General features: G+C 66.7%; 13 protein-coding genes. 3 read left to right on the forward strand and 10 right to left on the reverse strand.

Features of this window, described 5'->3' with window-relative positions; genetic code table 11:
- Window positions 1–102: 102 nt before the first annotated feature.
- From pstC to ilvD, 10 genes are all read right to left on the reverse strand, one after another.
- The gene (gene pstC, locus ACYYG1_RS14355; protein WP_461211018.1) at window positions 103–993 is read right to left on the reverse strand and encodes a phosphate ABC transporter permease subunit PstC; all 891 of its coding nucleotides are present in this window, start codon (window positions 991–993) and stop codon (window positions 103–105) included.
- 122 nt (window positions 994–1,115) lie between these two features.
- The gene (locus ACYYG1_RS14360) at window positions 1,116–1,931 is read right to left on the reverse strand and encodes a PstS family phosphate ABC transporter substrate-binding protein (RefSeq protein ID WP_461211019.1); all 816 of its coding nucleotides are present in this window, start codon (window positions 1,929–1,931) and stop codon (window positions 1,116–1,118) included.
- A gap of 289 nt (window positions 1,932–2,220) precedes the next feature.
- Window positions 2,221–2,712: an asparaginase domain-containing protein gene (locus tag ACYYG1_RS14365; RefSeq protein WP_461211020.1), complete on the reverse strand. Its 492-nt coding sequence runs from the start codon at window positions 2,710–2,712 to the stop codon at window positions 2,221–2,223.
- Between the two features lie 9 nt (window positions 2,713–2,721).
- A complete protein-coding gene (locus tag ACYYG1_RS14370; RefSeq protein WP_461211021.1) occupies window positions 2,722–4,593 on the reverse strand; it encodes an amino acid ABC transporter permease in 1,872 nt (623 codons plus the stop codon).
- A gap of 80 nt (window positions 4,594–4,673) precedes the next feature.
- Window positions 4,674–5,501, reverse strand: a complete 828-nt coding sequence (locus ACYYG1_RS14375) for a transporter substrate-binding domain-containing protein (RefSeq protein WP_461211022.1) — start codon at window positions 5,499–5,501, stop codon at window positions 4,674–4,676.
- 76 nt (window positions 5,502–5,577) lie between these two features.
- Window positions 5,578–6,306: an amino acid ABC transporter ATP-binding protein gene (locus ACYYG1_RS14380; RefSeq protein WP_461211023.1), complete on the reverse strand. Its 729-nt coding sequence runs from the start codon at window positions 6,304–6,306 to the stop codon at window positions 5,578–5,580.
- Window positions 6,307–6,589: 283 nt separating this feature from the next.
- Window positions 6,590–7,393, reverse strand: a complete 804-nt coding sequence (locus tag ACYYG1_RS14385) for a response regulator (protein WP_461211024.1) — start codon at window positions 7,391–7,393, stop codon at window positions 6,590–6,592.
- Between the two features lie 164 nt (window positions 7,394–7,557).
- The gene (locus ACYYG1_RS14390) at window positions 7,558–9,873 is read right to left on the reverse strand and encodes an N-acetylmuramoyl-L-alanine amidase (protein WP_461211025.1); all 2,316 of its coding nucleotides are present in this window, start codon (window positions 9,871–9,873) and stop codon (window positions 7,558–7,560) included.
- Between the two features lie 199 nt (window positions 9,874–10,072).
- Complete coding sequence (locus tag ACYYG1_RS14395; RefSeq protein ID WP_461211026.1) at window positions 10,073–11,035, reverse strand: bile acid:sodium symporter family protein; 963 nt, start codon at window positions 11,033–11,035, stop codon at window positions 10,073–10,075.
- 12 nt (window positions 11,036–11,047) lie between these two features.
- Window positions 11,048–12,700, reverse strand: coding sequence for a dihydroxy-acid dehydratase (ilvD, locus tag ACYYG1_RS14400; protein WP_461211027.1), 1,653 nt, complete (start codon window positions 12,698–12,700; stop codon window positions 11,048–11,050).
- Between the two features lie 396 nt (window positions 12,701–13,096).
- On the opposite strand from ilvD, the gene ACYYG1_RS14405 reads away from it, so the two are divergent.
- The 3 genes from ACYYG1_RS14405 to ACYYG1_RS14415 all read left to right on the forward strand — a co-directional run bounded on the left by ACYYG1_RS14405 (window position 13,097) and on the right by ACYYG1_RS14415 (window position 17,126).
- The gene (locus ACYYG1_RS14405) at window positions 13,097–14,776 is read left to right on the forward strand and encodes a histidine kinase (protein WP_461211028.1); all 1,680 of its coding nucleotides are present in this window, start codon (window positions 13,097–13,099) and stop codon (window positions 14,774–14,776) included.
- An 11-nt stretch (window positions 14,777–14,787) separates the two neighbouring features.
- A complete protein-coding gene (locus ACYYG1_RS14410; RefSeq protein ID WP_461211029.1) occupies window positions 14,788–15,549 on the forward strand; it encodes a response regulator transcription factor in 762 nt (253 codons plus the stop codon).
- A gap of 161 nt (window positions 15,550–15,710) precedes the next feature.
- A complete protein-coding gene (locus ACYYG1_RS14415; RefSeq protein ID WP_461211030.1) occupies window positions 15,711–17,126 on the forward strand; it encodes an acetyl-CoA hydrolase/transferase family protein in 1,416 nt (471 codons plus the stop codon).
- Window positions 17,127–17,397: the final 271 nt, after the last annotated feature.

Consider the following 17,397-nt stretch of genomic DNA (forward strand, 5'->3'; position numbering starts at 1 on the left):
GTGCTCTGGGTGCGCGTGTCCTCGACTATGCTCATGGTGGCTTGAGCCCCGTCCATGGTGGTTTCTCCGATGGTGTTCATGGTGACGCTCCAGGCGGTGCGGCTACAGGGTGGCCGCGCCCACCTGCTTGTGCTTCTCGGCCACGTGGTCGGCCAGGATGTTGAAGAGCATGGTGAAGACGAACAGGACCATGCCCGTGGCGAACAGGGCGTAGTAATGGTCGCCCCTGAACGGGGCCTCGGCCATCTCCGCTGCGATGGACGCGGGCATGGGCCGCACCGGGGCGAAGATGGACCCCGGAATCATGGCCGCGCCGCCCGCCACCATGAGCACCACCATGGTCTCGCCGATGGCCCGGGACATGCCCAGGATCACGCCCGTGGAGATGCCCGACAGACTGGCCGGCAGGATGACCTTGAAGATGGTCTCCCAGTGGGTGGCGCCCAGGGCCAGGGAGGCCTCCTTGAGCTCGCCGGGCACGCTGAAGATGGCGTCCTCGGAGATGGAGCAGATGGTGGGCACGGACATGAAGGCCAGCATCAGCGAGGCGTTCAAGAGGTTCAGGCCCGTGGCCAGGTCGAAGGTCTCCTGGAGGAACGGGGCCACCACCACCATGCCGAAGAAGCCGATGACCACCGAGGGCAGGGCCGCCAGCAGCTCGACCACGGGCTTGACCCAGCTGCGCACGCGGGGCTTGGCTATCTCGGCCAGGTAGATGGCCGTCATCACGCCCAGGGGGATGGCGATGAACGATGACAGGGCCGTGACGGCCACCGAGCCCATAAGCAGGGGGAAGATGCCGAAATCCGGCGGCTCGGCCGTGGGGTACCAGTCGTTGCCGAACAAAAAGCGCAGCACCGGGTACTTCTCGAAGATGGGCAGGCCCTCCATGAACAGGAAGACCATGATCAGGAAGAGAATCAGGATGGACGTCCCGGCCGTGACCAGGAATGCCGTCTTGATCAACCGTTCCTTGTTTTTTCTGTCGAGCATGTGGATGGTTTCTCCGTTGCGGCCCCTGGGGCCGCGAAAGACGCGTTGGACCCGCCGCCCGCGCGGGGCGGACGGCGGGGTCGCTTCAGTCATCCGCCGCGTGGGCGGTCGCAGCCGTCAGCCTAGTACAGCGGCACGTAGCCGGCTTCCTTGGCGTGCACCTGGCCCTGCTTGGGGTTGATCAGGTACATCACGAACTTGGCTAGGTCGCCCTTGGGCCAGCCGTTGGTGAAGATGTAGAGGAAGCGGGAAATGGGGTACTTGCCGGAGGCGGCGGTGTCGGGGTTGCCCTCGATGCCGTCCACGCTCAGGGCCTTGGTGCTGGCGTCCAGATAGCCGTAGCCGATGTAGCCGATGGCGTACTTGTTCTTGGACACGACCTGCACCACGGCGCCGTTGGAGGCCTGCAGCAGGGCGCCGGCGTACACGCGCTCCTTCTTCATGATCTTGCCTTCCCAGGTCTCGTAGGTGCCCGAGGAGGTGTCGCGGGAGACCACGACGATCTGCTTGTCGGGGCCGCCCACTTCCTTCCAGTTGGTGACCTTGCCCATGTAGATGTCCTTGAGCTGGGCGCTGGTCAGGCCGGACACGGAGTTGGAAGGATGCACGATGGGCACCAGGGCGTCGATGCCCACGGCGAAGGGCACGGGGTACACGCCGCGCTCCATGGCCAGCTTCACTTCCTTGTCCTTCATGAAGCGGGAGGCCATGGCAATGTCGGTGGAGCCGTCGATGATGGCCTTGATGCCGTTGCCGGAACCGCCGCCGGACACGGAGATGGACATGTCGGGGTTGGCCTTCATGTAGGCCTCCACGGCCTTCTGCATGATGGGCAGCACGGTGGTGGAACCCTTGACGGTCAGGCTAGAGGCCTGGGCGGTCAGGGCGAAGGCCAGAACCATGACGGCGGCCAGAAATACGTTTTTGATCCTCATCATCTTCCTCCAAATGGGTTTCGGAAATCTGCGACGCTCAAGCGGCGCTGACGAGGGGTATAGAAACGCCCTGTTACAGGTCGGTGACAGGGGGAATGAGAATGGGTGACATTTGCAGGACAGGATTCAGAACGCTGAAATGGCAGGAGATTTTACAGAATAATATGGCGGTCGCGAAACGATCCCGTAACACCGGAGCGGACGCGGCCGCGAAGACAGCCCCGGCCGAGCCCGGATTGGGGCGCGGACCTATGCGGGATTCATCCGTGGGAAAACGCGCCCGCCACGGGGCTCAGCCCAGGGTCTCGAACTCGCCCTTGGCCTTGTTCTTGCGCACGTTGTCCCAGGCGAAGATCTTGCCGTTCATGGTGATGTACACGCCCGGGGGCAGGAGCTGCACCGCGCTGAAGGCGCAGCCCAGGTTGAACAGGGCGTCGGACTTGACGAAGGAGTACGGGACCATGGCCCCGAGAAGCACCGCGGTCTTGCCCGCGAGCTCGCGGCCCAGGAGGTGCGCGGTGCGGTCCATGGTGTCCGTGCCGTGGGTGACGACGATGCGCTCCTCGGACGCGGCCCGGCAGCGTTCGAGCACCAGCCGCCGGTCCTCCTCCACGAAGTGCAGGCTGTCCTTGAGCATCACGGTCTCGATCTCCACGGGCACGGTGCACTTGGCCTGGGCCAGGATTTCCGCCAGATGCGTCTCGGTGAAGACCAGTTCGCCGTCCAGCTGGTTGTATTCCTTGTCCAGGGTGCCGCCGGTGACGAGAATGCGGATCGCGGGCATGGGCCCTCCTTACATGGCCAGCCGGGCTTTTTCCGGCGACAGGCGGTTTTCCAGATGCCTGGCGTAGCCGCTCATGGCGTAGCAGCACACGAAGTACAGGAAGGCCGCGGCCGTGTAGAGCTCGATGGGATAGATCATGATCCGGTTGTTGAGGACCATGGTCACGTTGGTCAGCTCCATGACGCCCAGCACGTAGGCCAGGGAGGTGTCCTTGAAGATGGCGATGAACTGCCCCACGATGGGCGGGATCATCTGCTTCAGCGCCTGGGGCAGGATCACGCGGCGCATGGTCTGGCAGTAGGACAGGCCCGTGGAATAGGCGGCCTCGAACTGGCCCGGGGGCAGGTTCTCGATGCCCGCGCGCACGATCTCTCCCAGGTACGCGCCCGTGAACACGGTCAGCGCGATGGTGGCGCTCCAGAACACGTGCAGATAGGCACCCGTGAGCACGGGAATGAAGAAGTAGACCCAGAAGATGACCATGATCAGCGGGTTGCCGCGGATGACCTCGATGTAGACCACGCTGGGCACCTTCCAGAGTAGGTTGCGGGAGGTGCGGCCCAGGCCGGCGAGCAGGCCCAGGGGAAAGCTGCAGGTGATGGCGATGACCGCCATGAGCACGGCCATTGACAGCCCGCCCACGCCGGCCAGCACGTCGCTGGGGTCGTCGGACGGGAAGCGCCAGTAGAGCATGAGCTTGAAATTGTCGAGGATCACGTCCCAGTTGAAGCCGATGACGCCCATCACGGCCCGGTAGGCCACGTAGGCCAGGCTGAGCACGAACAGGGCCTTGATCCCCAGGATCACGGACTTCACGGCCAGGGCCACGGCCTTGTTCAAGGCGGCCCGGGCCGGGGAATAGCTCATGGCCCGGCGCTGGCGGCGTCGGGCCGAGGCGCGGCGCAGGGCGCGGCGGGCCGGGCGCGTGGCCGTGCGGCAGGTGCGGCTCACGGGGTCCAGCACCCCGTTGACCATGCGTTCGCCCAGGCCCCGGTTGCCCCCGCCGATGCGCAGGCGGATGTTCACGGTGTTCAGGAGCGCCGAGATGCCCAGGGACAGGGTCAGGTACAGGACCGAGGCGGCGGTGGCGGCCTCGAAGCCCCGGAAGGTCATGGACTCCACCTGCTGGGAGGACCAGGTCAGCTCGGCCACGCCCACGAATATGGCCAGGGACGAGTTCTTCATGTTGTTCAGGAACTCGCTGCCCAGCGGCGGGATGATGGCCCTGAAGGAAATGGGCAGGATGATGCGCGAGAGCACCTGGGCGTAGGTCAGGCCGCTGGAATACGCGGCCTCCAGGAGGCCCTTGGGGATGGACTGCAGGCCCGCGCGGATGACCTCGGCCATGAAGGAGCCCGTGTAGGTGGACAGGCTGATGACCGCAGTCAGGAACTCGAAGCCGAAGTTCATCTCCTTCAGCCAGGGCGGCAGCATGAAGGCCATCCACCCGGGCATCAGGTCCTGGAACCCGAAGCCCAGGCCGAATATCCACTCCCGGCCCGCCTCGGGCAGGGCCTGGGGGAAGGCGAAATACCAGAACAGGAGTTGCACCAAGAGCGGCGTGTTGCGGAACAGCTCCACGTAGGCCGTGGACAGCCAGTACACGGGCTTGAACACGGAGACCCGGCCCAGCCCCGCCATCACGCCCAGGCCCAGGGACAGGAAGGCGCTGACCAGGGACAGGACCACGGTCCAGCACACGCCCTTGAGCATGAGCAGGCCGTAGTGCTCGCCGTAGGTCTCGTTGACCGTGAACAGCACGCTCCAGTCGAACTTGTAGCCGAAGTCGAAGGCCCAGCCCCAATAGTACACGGCCAGGACCAACAGGGCCGCCAGCGTGGAGAGCTGTACCCACTTCTTTTCCATCCAGAATCTGATCATCGCGCCAGGGTGGTATAAGCATGAGCCCGGAGGGTTCCGGGCTCATGCGTTTGAGGTTTATGTCTGGATCGGCGTGGGGCCTACGGCCACATCTCGATCTTTTCGGTCATGGGGAAGTAGTACGGGGTGTCGGGGCCGTACCACTTGTTGTAGATCTTCATGTAGGCGCCGTCCTTCCACATGTCCTGCAGGGCGAAGTTCACGGCGTCGCGCAGCTTGGAATCGTCCTCGGGCAGGCCGATGCCGTAGGGCTCGTCGGAGATGAAGTCGCCCACCAGCTCGAACTTGCCCGGATCCTTGGCGGCGTAGCCGAGGAGGATGGTGGAGTCGGTGCTCCAGGCGGCCACGCGGCCCATCTTCAGGGCCTGGTAGCACTCGGATTCCTTCTGGAAGGAGATGACGTTCTTCTCGAAGTCGGGATCGCCCAGATCCTTGAGCAGGTTCTTGATGTTGATCTCGGAGGTGGTGCCCTGCATGGTGGCGATCTTCTTGCCCACGAAGTCCTTGGCGACCTTGTATTCGCCCTTCTTGGCGAGCAGCTTCTGGCCGTCGAAGAAATAGGTGATGGAGAAGTCGATGGACTTGTCGCGCTCACGCTTGTGGGTCATGTTGGCCACGGAAATGTCGATGCGGCCCTGCTGCACGAAGGCGATGCGGGTCTTGTTGTTCACGGCCACGCGCTCCAGGGTGCAGCCCATGCGCTTGGCGATCTCCTCGGCGACGTCCACGTCCATGCCGACCCACTCGTTCTTCGCGTTGTAGAAGGCTCCGGGAATGGAGTCGGTCATGATGCCGGCGCGCAGCACCTTGGTTTTCATGACGTTGTCGTAGGCCGGGCCGGCCATGGCCACGGTGGCCATCACCATCACGACCGCGCAGGCCGCGGCAGCGATCTTCCAAAGTTTCATAGCCATCCTCCTGAAATGCTTGGGTGTGTCAAACAAATCGCAAATCCGACCCGCCCACCCGGGCAGCCCGCAGGGGCTAGTGGGTCAGAATCTTGCTGAGGAAATCCTTGGTCCGCTCGCTCTTGGGGTTCTGGAAGAACTCGTGGGGAGTGTTCTCCTCGATCATCTGCCCCCCGTCCATGAAAATGATGCGGTCCGCCACCTCGCGGGCGAAGCCCATCTCGTGGGTCACGCAGACCATGGTCATGCCTTCGCGGGCCAGGTTCTTCATCACGTCCAGGACCTCGTTGATCATCTCGGGGTCCAGGGCGGAGGTGGGTTCGTCGAAAAGCATGATCTTGGGGCGCATGGCCAGGCCGCGCGCGATGGCCACGCGCTGCTGCTGGCCGCCCGAGAGCTGGCAGGGATACTTGCCCGCCTGGTCCGGGATATCGACCTTGGCCAACAGCTCCATGCCCAGGTCCTCGGCCTCGCCCTTGTCCATGCCCCGCACCAGCACCGGAGCCAGGGTGATGTTCTCCAACACGGTCATGTGCGGGTAGAGGTTGAACTGCTGAAAAACAAAACCAACCTCGGCCCGCAGCAGGGTGAGATTGGTTTTGGCGTCGTTGATGTCGTGGCCGTCCACGATGATCGAGCCCTTCTGAATGGGCTCCAGGCGGTTGATGCAGCGGATCAGGGTGCTTTTTCCCGAGCCCGAAGGGCCGCAGACCACCACCACCTCGCCCTCGGTGATCTCCAGATTGATGTCCTGCAGCACGTGCAGGTCGCCATACCATTTGTTGACGCGGCGAAACGTGATCAAGACCGCCTCCGGATCGTTCGCTTGCGGCTCCGTGGTGGAGCCCGTCCTTCCTACCAAACCGCGTGGCCGCGGGCAAGGCCGCGCCCGGATTTCCGGGCCTTGGCGCCGGGAAGGCACGGCCGGAGCCTCGCGGAGGGATGCTGGCCCGGCTCTCCACGCGGCGCGGGATATCACGAAAGACAGGTCTGTTAATCGGAAATCGCGGTCAGGTAAAGAACGAATCCGCCCCGCGCGGCGGCGACCGGCTTCAGGGCCCGCCGAAAGCGGGCCGACGCACCCCGTCTCAGTCCTGATTCAGGCTGCCCAGGCACTCGTTGAGGTCGCGGGCGATCTCCAGCATCTCCATGGTCTGGTTCACGCGCCAGCAGAAGGCCTCGGGCTCGAAGGGCTTGGTCAGGAAATCGTTGGCCCCGTTCTTGAGGAACTTGGCCGTCATGGACGGTTCGTTGGCGCCGGACACGCCCACGATGGCCAGGGAATCCTTCTTGCGGGTCTTGCGCGCCTCGGCGCAGAACTCGAACCCGTCCATGACCGGCATCTCGTAATCCGTGACCACCAGGGAAATGTCGGGCTCGGACTCCAGGACGTCCAGGGCCTGGCGCCCGTCCTCGGCCTCCAGCACCGTGTAGTTCTGCAACTCCAGGAGCGAACGTACCAGGGTGCGGGCGGCGCGGGAGTCGTCCACCACCAGGGCCTTGACGAACTGGTTCTTGTACAGCCGGGAGACCACGGTGACCACGTCGTCGAGCACGATCATGCTGGACTTGAGCACGTAGTCGGCCACGTTCTTGCGCAGCAGGGTGTCGCGCACCTCGTCGTGGAAGGTGGCCGTGAGCACGATGGCCGCCAGCCCGAAGCCCTGCACCAGATCCACGGCCTCCCCGTCCGGCGCGTCGGGCAGGTTCAGGTCCACCACGGCGGCGAGCAGCTCGTCGCGCCGGGTCTCCAGGACCTCGCGGGCCTCCTCCATGGTATGGGCGCTCACCGTCTGGAAGTTGGAGAGTCCTTCGATATGACGGCAGATGATCTTGGCCTGGACGTGGCTGTCTTCGATTATCAGGATTCTTGCTGCGCTTGATTCTACCATTGCGTGCGGCTCCTTGGCGAACACGGGCCCTGCGCGGCCCGCCGTCACGTACGGCTCTGTTTTGCCTGGGAAATATTGCGGGACGCTGCCTGTTTTATGGCATGTTCGTGAAACGAAGTGAAGGGAAATGTGCCCCATCGCCCGCCAGCCGTCCCGGGACCGGGCTAAAGCGCGGCCGTGCGCAACTCCTTCTTGTAGGCCTCGATGCCAGCGACGATGCCCCGGGCCACGGATTCGAGATAGACGTCGTTGCGCAACAGCTTGGCCTCGGTGGAGTTGCTGAGATAGCCCGCCTCCACGAGCACGGCGGGCATCTTGGCCCCGATGAGCACGAAGAACGGCGCGGAACGGGCCCCGTGGTCCTTGATGCCCTTGAACTTGCCCCGCAGGGCGCCCACGCAGTTGTCCTGCACGTGGCGGGCCAGGACCTTGGACTCCTCGATCTTGAAGCTGTGCACCAGGTCGAGGACGATCTTCTGGGTGTCGCTGATCTTCACGGGGTCGACGTCGTTTTCCTTGGCCGCCAGACGCAGCACGATGTTGTTCTTGGCCTTGCCCAGGAAATACGTCTCGAAGCCGCGCACCTTGCCGGAGCGGTTGGCGTTGCAGTGCAGGGAGATGAACAGGTCGGCCTTCTGCATGTTGGCCTTGAGCACCCGGTCCTCCAGGGCCACCTTCTTGTCCTCGGGCCGCGAATAGAGCACCCGGTAGCCCTTGGCCTCCAGCTGGTCGCCCAGGATCCTGGACAGGCGCAGGGTCACGTCCTTTTCCTTGGTGCGGATCTTCCTGCGGCCCTTCTTGTCGCGCACGTACTCCAGGGCCCCGGGGTCGCGCCCCCCGTGCCCGGCGTCGATCATCACCGTGCCGATGGTCATGCCCAGCTGGGCCAGCACGTCCTTGGCCGTGTCGCGCTGGGCCTTGCCCGGCTTGCGCGGGGCGGCCGGGGCGGACAGCGGGGCGGCGGCCACGGGCGCCTTGGCCTCCACGGTGTCCTGGGCGAAGACGTCGATGACGATGCGGTAGGGATTCTCCAGGGTCAGGATGTGGTATTCCTGCTCGTCCTTGAAATCCAGGACCACGCGCACTGTGTCCGGGGTGTTCTGGGCGGCGCGCACGCAGCGCAGGAACCCGCCCCCCACATCGGTGCTGCCCCGGACCTGCGGGCCGATGCGGGTCTTCTCCAGGTCCACGAACATGCGCGGCGGCTTGCCCTGGCCGGGAGCGGCCGGGAGGGAGCGCTCCTTGAACTTCACGGCATTGTCCAGGTCCAGGACCACGCGGGTGAAGTCGTCGCCCGTGAAGTGGCGGATGTCCGAGAGGGTCGCGGAGCCCGTGCCGCCGCCGAAGGAGGCCGAGGCCGCCGACCCCGCCGAGGCCGGGCGCACTTCCGGGGCGATGGGCGCGGGGGCGTCGGCCGGGCCAGCCGTGTCGGGCATCTGGCCCGCGCGGGCCTCGTCCATGGCCCTGAGCAGGGCCTTGGCCTCGACGGCCTGGTCCCCGCCCGCGTAGTCGCGCACCACCAGGAGCAGGTCCGCGTAGGCCTGGTCCTCGTCCTCGAGATACTTGTATTCCACGTAGCCCTTGCGGAACAGAGCGTCGTCCCGCCAGGAGTCGGAATCCTTGAACATCTCCACGGCGCGCTCGTACTGACCGGCGGCGGCCCGGAAGTCCTCCTCGCGCCCGGAGCGGCGGCCCAGCTCGTCCCAGGCGAAGCCCGCGAAATAGGCGGCGCGCGCGGCGTAGGTGCCGTCGGAGGTGGTCTTGGAGAGGTCCTCGAAGCGCCGGGCGATCCTCTGGAACTGTTCGCGAGTGGCCCCGGAGTCGGCGCGCAGGGCCTTGAAGGCGCGCACCGTGGCCCCGTAGCCCGGGTCGGCGGACCGTTCCGGCGCCGCGGCCTTGGCGGCCGGGGCCCGCGAAGCCTTGGGGGCGGGCGCGGCGGCCTCGTCCCTGCGGCCCTCTATGCGGGCCAGGAGCTTGGCGGCCTTGGCGGCCTGGTCGCCCCTGGAATACAGGCTGCGGATGGTGCGCAGGTCCGCGGCCGCGCTCCCGGCGTCGTTCAGGCGCGTGAGGGTGATCTCGGCCTTGCGGTACAGGCAGTCGTCGATCCAGGAATGCCCGGGGGCGAAACGCGCCACCGCGCGCTGGAAATAGTCCGCGGCCCGGTGGGCGTCGCTGCGCAGATAGGAGCGCTCGGCCAGCTCCTCGTAGCAGCGGCCCATGTAGTACAGGGCCTTGGGCGCGTAGCCCGTGTCCGGCCCGGCCTTGAGCACGGCCTCGAAGCGGTCGTGGACCTGCAGCCAGAGGTCGCGGCGGCCCGAGCGGCTCTCCTTGGCCTGGACAAAGGAAAAGCCCTCCAGGGCCTTGTCGAAGAGGGCCTGCTGCCCCGCCCGGGCCGGGGAGGCCGGGGTCAGCGCCAGAACAAGGACCGCGAGAAGGACGGCCAGAAGGCGGGGGGAGGCTGTGGGGCGTACGTGCGGCATCGGTTCCTGCGTGGCCTGCGCGGGGCTTGGCCCCCGCACGGCTGCGGGTACATATAGCCGCGTTTGGGCCAAAACCGCAAGCCCGGCGGCCTGTTCCGCGGCGCGGCGCGTTTCCCCGGCGGGCGGCGCTTCGAAAAAGGCCCCGGCCCGGCGGGGGCCGGACCGGGGCTCGTCGATGCTCCGCTGGTTCCCGGAAGGATCAGCTGGCTTCGGCTCCGACCGCCTGCTCGGGTGCGGCTTCCTCGGCGTCCTCCCTGTTGCTCCAGTACCCGGCCAGCACGGAGCCCGTGAAGTTGTGCCAGACGCTGAAGATGGCCCCGGGGATGGCGGCCATGGGGTTCAGGTGCGCCATGGCCAGGGCCACGGCCAGGCCGGAGTTCTCCATGCCCACCTCGAAGGTGATGGCCTTGGCCTTCCTGGGGGACAGCTTCACGAACCGGCTGACCATGTAGCCCAGGAAGTAGCCCAGGCCGTTGTGCAGGGCCACGGCCACGAAGGCCACCAGGGCCACGGAGGCCAGACGGTTGGCGCTGCCCGCCACCACGGCGGCCACGATGATGATGATGGCCGTGATGGAGATCAGCGGCACGATGGGCATGACCTTCTCCACGAACCTGGCGGCCACCACCCGGATGAAGATGCCCGCGGCCACGGGAAAGAGCACCACGATGAGGATGCTCTTGAACATGGCGTAGGCGTTGATGGGAATGAAGGTCCCCGCCAGGAGCAGGAAGATGTACGGTGTGGTGATGGGCGCGAGCAGCGTGATCACGGCCGTGAGGGTAATGGACAGAGGCGTATCGCCCTTGGAGATGAAGGTCATCACGTTGGACGAGGTGCCGCTGGGGCAACAGCCCACCAGGATCAGGCCCGCCGCCAGGTACGGGGGCAGACTGAGCAGCTTGGCGATGCAGAAGGCCACCGTGGGCATGATCACCGTGCGCAGCACCACGCCCAGGAGCACGTCCTTGGGGCGCTTGACGATGAGCTTGAAGTCCCCGGGGGTCATGGTCAGGCCCATGCCCATCATCACGATGCCCAGCAGATAGGCGATGTACTTGCCCGCGGGCTTGATGGGCTCGGGCATCAGGTAGGCGATGGCCGCGGCCACGAGCACGAGAACGGGGAACAGCTTGTTGACCAGCTTGACGAACGACTGCATGAGGACCTCCTGTTATCGAAGTACGGCGCCGTATTTGGCGTCTGAGACGAGTCTGGCGTAGCGGGCGAGGTACCCTTGGGTCACTTTGGGCTCGGGGGCTTTCCAGGCGGCTTTGCGCGCGGCGAGTTCGTCCTCGGAAAGCACCACGTTCAACTTCCGGGCGGGAATGTCAATCTCGATGACGTCCCCGTCCCGGATGAGCCCGATGGGCCCGCCCTTCATGGCCTCGGGGCCCACGTGGCCGATGCACGCGCCCTGGGTGGCCCCGCTGAAGCGGCCATCGGTGATCAGCGCCACGCGCAGGCCCATGCCGGTGATCAGCGACGTGGGGGCGAGCATCTCGCGCATGCCCGGGCCGCCCTGGGGGCCTTCGCAGCGGATCACGAGCACGTCGCCGTCCTTGACCTGGCCGGAGGAAATGGCCTCCACGGCCTGCTCCTCGGAGTCGCGCACCACGGCCGGGCCCTTGAACACGCGCATCTCCGGGTTGACCGCGCTCTCCTTCACCACCCCGCCGTCCGGGGCGAGGTTGCCCGTGAGGATGGCGATGCCGCCCGTGGGCCGGTGCGGGTTCGCGGCGGTGCGGATGACCTCCGGCACCTTGATGGACGCGCCCGCGATGCGCTCGCCCACGGTGCCGCTGACGGTGGGCAGGTCCGGGTCGATGGTCCCGATGCCCGCCAGTTCGTGCATCACGGCGGAGATGCCGCCCGCCTCGTTGAGGTCCTGCATGTGCAGGGTGCCGCCGGGGCTGAGCTTGGTCAGGTAGGGGGTCTTGGCGCTGATGGCGTCGAACAGCTCCAGGGGCAGCTCCACCCCGGCCTCGTGGGCGATGGCGGGCAGATGCAGCACGGTGTTGGAGGAACCGCCGATGGCCATGTCCACGGCGATGGCGTTCCTGAAGGCGTCCAGGGTCATGATGTCGCGGGGCCTGACGTCCTTCTTCACCAGTTCCATGATGATGCGTCCGGCCTGCTTGGCCAGCATCTTGCGCTTGCCGCTCAGCGCGGCGGGGATGGTGCCGTTGCCCGGCAGGCCCATGCCCAGGGCCTCGGTCAGGCAGTTCATGGAGTTGGCCGTGAACAGCCCGGAACAGGAGCCGCAGCCCGGGCAGGCCGCCATCTCCATCTCGCGCAGCTCCTCGGCGCTGATCCTGCCCGCCTCATAGGCGCCCGAGCCCTCGAACATGGTGCTCAGGCTGATGTCCCGGCCCTGGTAGCGGCCGGCCAGCATGGCCCCGCCGCTGACCACGATGGCGGGGATGTTGATGCGCGCAGCGGCCATGAGCATGCCGGGCACGATCTTGTCGCAGTTGGGCACCAACACCATGCCGTCGAAGCCGTGGCCCACGGCCATGGCCTCCACGGAGTCCGCCACCAGTTCGCGGCTGGGCAGGGAATAGCGCATGCCCGCGTGGCCCATGGCTATGCCGTCGCAGACGCCGATGGCCGGGAACTCCACGGGCGTGCCGCCGGCGGCCGAGACCCCCAGCTTGGCGGCCTGGCAGATCTCGTTCAGGTGCGCGTGCCCGGGATTTATCTCGCTGAAGGCGTTCACGATCCCGATGACCGGCCGCTCCATGTCTTCGGGAGTGAAGCCGAGGGCGAAAAGCAGGGAACGATGCCCGGCTCGTTTGGAGCCTTTTGCAACCTTGTCGCTGAACATGTGGTCCTCCTGACGGAACTTGGGTTGGTTGTTGGTCTGTCGAACCCAGTCAAAAGAGTGCATTGTCTGAGTTAGCGGCACGGTATGCGGCCATTGCGTGCATGCGTTAGCGATGCGTTGCACGATTTTCTTGTTTTCTTGTGCAATGTGCGGATGCGATTTCAGTTTTGGGATCCCTTGCGCAAAAAACCGGATATCTTGCGCCGCCAGGGCCGGGGCCGTGGCGACGGCAAAAAACAATCTCCAGAAAAACAATATGATACGATTTTTCGTAAAACCGGAATGCCCCGCACCCGCCCGGGCGGGGAAACCGGGGGGCAAATGGCTGCTGCGCGCCGGAATCTTTTTTGGTACATTCGCACCGCCCGAAGGGATATGCCGAACACAGGGTGACACATGACGGACACGACTCGCGGCACCAACGTTCAGACCTTCGACTGGGGCGTCATCCGCTGGACCATCGAGCCCAACGACCTGGAATCGCAGCGCCTGAGTGTCGCGGAAATCACCTTCTTTCCCGGAAAGAAGCAGGACATGCATTCCCATTACCGGGAGGAGCAGGTCATGCACGTGCTCTCGGGCACGGGCCTGCACACGGTCGACGGCCGCACCACGCGCATGCGCCCCGGCGACTCCTTCGCCCTGCCCCCCTACACCGAACACGGCATCAGCAACGAATCCGACAAGGAGGAGCTGCGCCTGCTCCTGGTCTACAGCCCGTCGCGCCTGCAATCGCTGTTGCAGGGCAACCTGGGCAAGACGCCCTTTCCGCCCACCCTGCCCGACGAGCCCCTCACCCCCGTGGGCACGGCCGGGCCGCCGTCCCTGGACGACGAAACGGACCTCGGCCAGCGAGCCCTGTTCGACGAGGACACCAAGGACGTCATCCTGGCGGCCATGGAGCGCCTGTCCCGCGCGCTGGGCCTGTCCCTGTGCATGGTGGACACCGATGGCAGGCGCATCGTGCGCTCGCAGAACCACCCCACCCTGTGCCGCCTCCTGGCCGACCAGACCGGGGGGGAGCATTGCAGCTTCCACCTGAAAAAGGTCTTCCGCTCCCTGGACGGCCTGACCCGGGAGGAACTGGGCAAGCCCCACGTGTTCAGCTGCTGCCACTCCATCGCCAGCACCATCTTCCCGGTGGTCATCGCGGGCCGCGTGCAGGCCTACATCAAATGCGGCGAGATATTCCTGGGCAACGAGGACAAGGAGGCGCTGTTGGCGGACATCCCGGGAACGGCGGACGCCTACTGTATGGACCGCGAGGCCCTGCTCCGCGCCGCCGGGGCCATCCCGGTGGAGCCCAAGAGCCGCCTGTATTCCGCGGCCGAGGCCACCTTCGCCATGACCAGCGCCGTGGCCGTCATGGCCGTCTCGGCCCGCCGCCAGAAAGAGCTGGACACCAGCCGCCTGTCCCTGGCCCAGGAGCAGCTGGCCACGACGCGCCTGGAGAAATCCCTGCGCGAGGCGGACCTCAAGCTGCTGCAGTCCCAGGTCGCCCCGCATTTCCTGTTCAACACCCTGAACACCATCGCCCTGGCGGCCTACGCCGAGGGGGCCAAGCGCGCCACCAAGCTGACCTGGAGCCTCGCGGACCTGTTGCGCGCCACCCTGCGCAAGACCGAGGAGCTCATCCCCCTGCACGAGGAGATCAACCTGGTGCGCTGCTATATCCATATCCAGAAGGAACGCTTCGGCGACCGGATCGCGTTCGCCATCGACGCGGACGAGGACTGCATGCAGGCCCTGGTGCCCAGCCTGCTCTTCCAGCCCCTGGTGGAGAACGCCATCGTCCACGGATTCGGGGAGCTGAACTCCACGGGCTCCGTGTCCCTGTCCATCTCGCGCCACGGGGGCGGGCTGTGCGCCGTGCTGGAGGACGACGGGGCCGGATTCGAGCCCCTCGGCCTGGGGGACGGCCCCAGGAGGATCGGCCTGCGCAGCACCCAGTCCCGGCTGGAGCACTATTTCGGCGACGCGGGGAGCATGGACATCCGGTCCAGCCCCGGAGCGGGCACGCGCATCGTCATCGTCCTGCCCGCAGACGAGCATCAGGCGGATTCGCCGCAAGGCTAGGAGAACGCGCCATGGAGACCATCACCCTGCTCGTGGCCGACGACGAAATCATCGTCCGCTCCTTCATCCGGCAACTGGTGGAGGAGGAAGGCCTGCCCGTGTCCCCCCTGCTCCAGGCCCGCAACGGGCTGGAGGCGGTGGAGGCGGCCCGCGCCCACCAGCCGGACCTCGTGCTCCTGGACATCCGCATGCCCGGCCTGAACGGGCTGGAGGCCGCCGAACGCATCAGGGGCTGCGCGCCCCGGGCGCGCATCGTGATCCTCTCGGCCTACGACGACTTCGAATACGCGCGCAAAGCCCTGCGCGCGGGGGCCACGGACTACCTGCTCAAGCCCGTGCGCCCGGCGGACGTGGCCAAACATATCCGCGAGGTGTACGAGGCCGGGCGCGAGGCCGCCCGGGCCCCGGAGCCCGGGGAGGCCCCGGACGCGGCCAGACGTTCCTGGCCGCAGCCCGTGCGGGCCGCGGCCGAATACGCGGCCGGGCACCTGGACGAGAAGCTGACTCTGGAGGCCCTGGCCGAGGCGGCCTGCTGCAGCCCCTACCACCTCAGCCGCCTGTTCACCCGCCACACGGGCAGGCCGCTCATGAGCTACGTGCGCGAGCGGCGCATCGCCAGGGCCAAGGAACTGCTCGCCGACGCATCCCTGTCCATCACCGAGGTGGCCGTGAACACGGGCTTCGAAAGCGCCGCCTACTTCAGCGAGAGCTTCAAGAAGCTCACGGGAGCGTCCCCCTCGCAGTTCCGCAAGAGCCTGCTCCCGGGCGGCTAGGCCCCGGCGTCCGCGCAAGATTTCCATACCCCGGCGCAAGATTTCTTCCCTCGCGCCCCGCCTTCCCCGCATCCGCGCAATATCCTGGGCGTTTTCCGTCAATCGTGCGGATGCGCCGCCCCGCCTCCTGGTGCACCATGCACTCTCACAGGAGGCGGACCATGAGCATTCGAAGCATGTATGCGGGCAAGCTGACCTCGGCGAACAGGGCCGTGCAGGCCGTGAAGTCGGGCCACTGGGTGGACTACGGGTTCTGCCACGCGCAGCCCGTGGCCCTGGACGAAGCCCTGGCCGCGCGCAGGGACGAGCTGCATTCCGTGGCCATCCGCGGGGGCATGCGCCTCGCGCCCCTGAAGGTCATCGAGGCGGACAGAGGCGCGGGGTCGCATTTCTCCTACGCCAGCTGGCACCTCTCGGCCCTGGAGCGCCGGCTCTGCGACCAGGGGCTCATCACCCACATCCCCATGGTCTACCGCAACATGCCCCGGCTCTACCGGGGGCACCTGCACGTGGACGTGGCCATGTTCCGCGCCAGCCCCATGGACGACGACGGCTACTTCAACCTGTCCCTGACCAACTCGGCCGCGCGGGCCGTGGTGGAGCGGGCCGGGACCGTCATCGTGGAGGTCAACGAAAACCTGCCCCCCGTGGTCCGGGGCAGCGCCCACCGCGTGCACATCAGCGAGGTGACCCACGTGGTCGAGGGCCCGGACGACGAGCTGCCCGAGGTCCTGCCCGCCCGCCCCACCTTGCTGGACGAGAAGATCGCCCTGCAAATCCTGGAGCGCATCCGCGACGGCGCCACCATCCAGCTGGGCGTGGGCGCCCTGCCCAACGCCGTGGGCGGGCTCATCGCGGACTCGGACCTGCGCAACCTGGGCATGCACACGGAGATGCTGGTGGACGGCTACCTGGCCATGGCCCGGGCGGGCAAGCTGAACAACTCCCGCAAGGCCGTGGACAGGGGCCTCGGCGTGTTCACCTTCTGCGCGGGCAGCCGGGAGCTCTACGACTGGGTGCGGGACAACGACACCCTGGCCAGCCACCCCGTGGACTACACCAACGACCCGCTGGTCATCGGCCGCCACCCCCACATGGTGAGCATCAACTCCTGCGTGGAATGCGATGTGCTGGGCCAAGTCACGGCCGAGACCTCGGGCAGCCGCCAGATCAGCGGCACGGGCGGACAGCTGGACTTCGTGAGCGGCGGGTTCCTCTCGCCCGGGGGCCAGAGCTTCGTGTGCTGCCCGTCCGCCTACAAGGACGGCAGGGGCCAGGTCCATTCCCGCATCAGGCTGGCCCTGCCGCAGAGCGCCGTGGTCACGGACCCGCGCTCGGAAGTGCACTGCCTGGTCACGGAATGGGGCGTGGCCGAGCTGGCCGGGCGGTCCGTCTGGGAACGCGCCGAGCGCATCATCGGCATCGCCCATCCCGACTTCCGGGAAAGACTGTTCCAGGGCGCCGAGGCCCTGGGGTTCTGGAAGCGCTCCAACAAGATCGGCGGATCGTCGGCGGAGCGGCGGTTCGCCCACCGGACCTCGGCCCGGGCCACGGCCATGGCGGCCGGGGGAATCTGAGCGCGGCCGGGACACATTTCCCCCAACCCGGTTTGCCCCGACCGAGCCCCCCGGGATCATGCGCCCGGGGGGCGCAAATTCCCGGCCAGTGCTCAACGCACGGACCGGGGAATCGCGAAAGCGATCCCCAGGCGGAGCCGTGGGGGGGGGGGGGGGGGGGGGGGGGGGGGGGGGGGGGGGGGGGGGGGGGGGGGGGGGGGAGGAGGGAGGGGGGGGGAGGGGGTGGGATGAGATTCTTATGGTGGGCGAGGGCGCCGACGTGAACGTTGGC

The organism is Desulfocurvus sp. DL1XJH-121 (genome assembly GCF_054819825.1).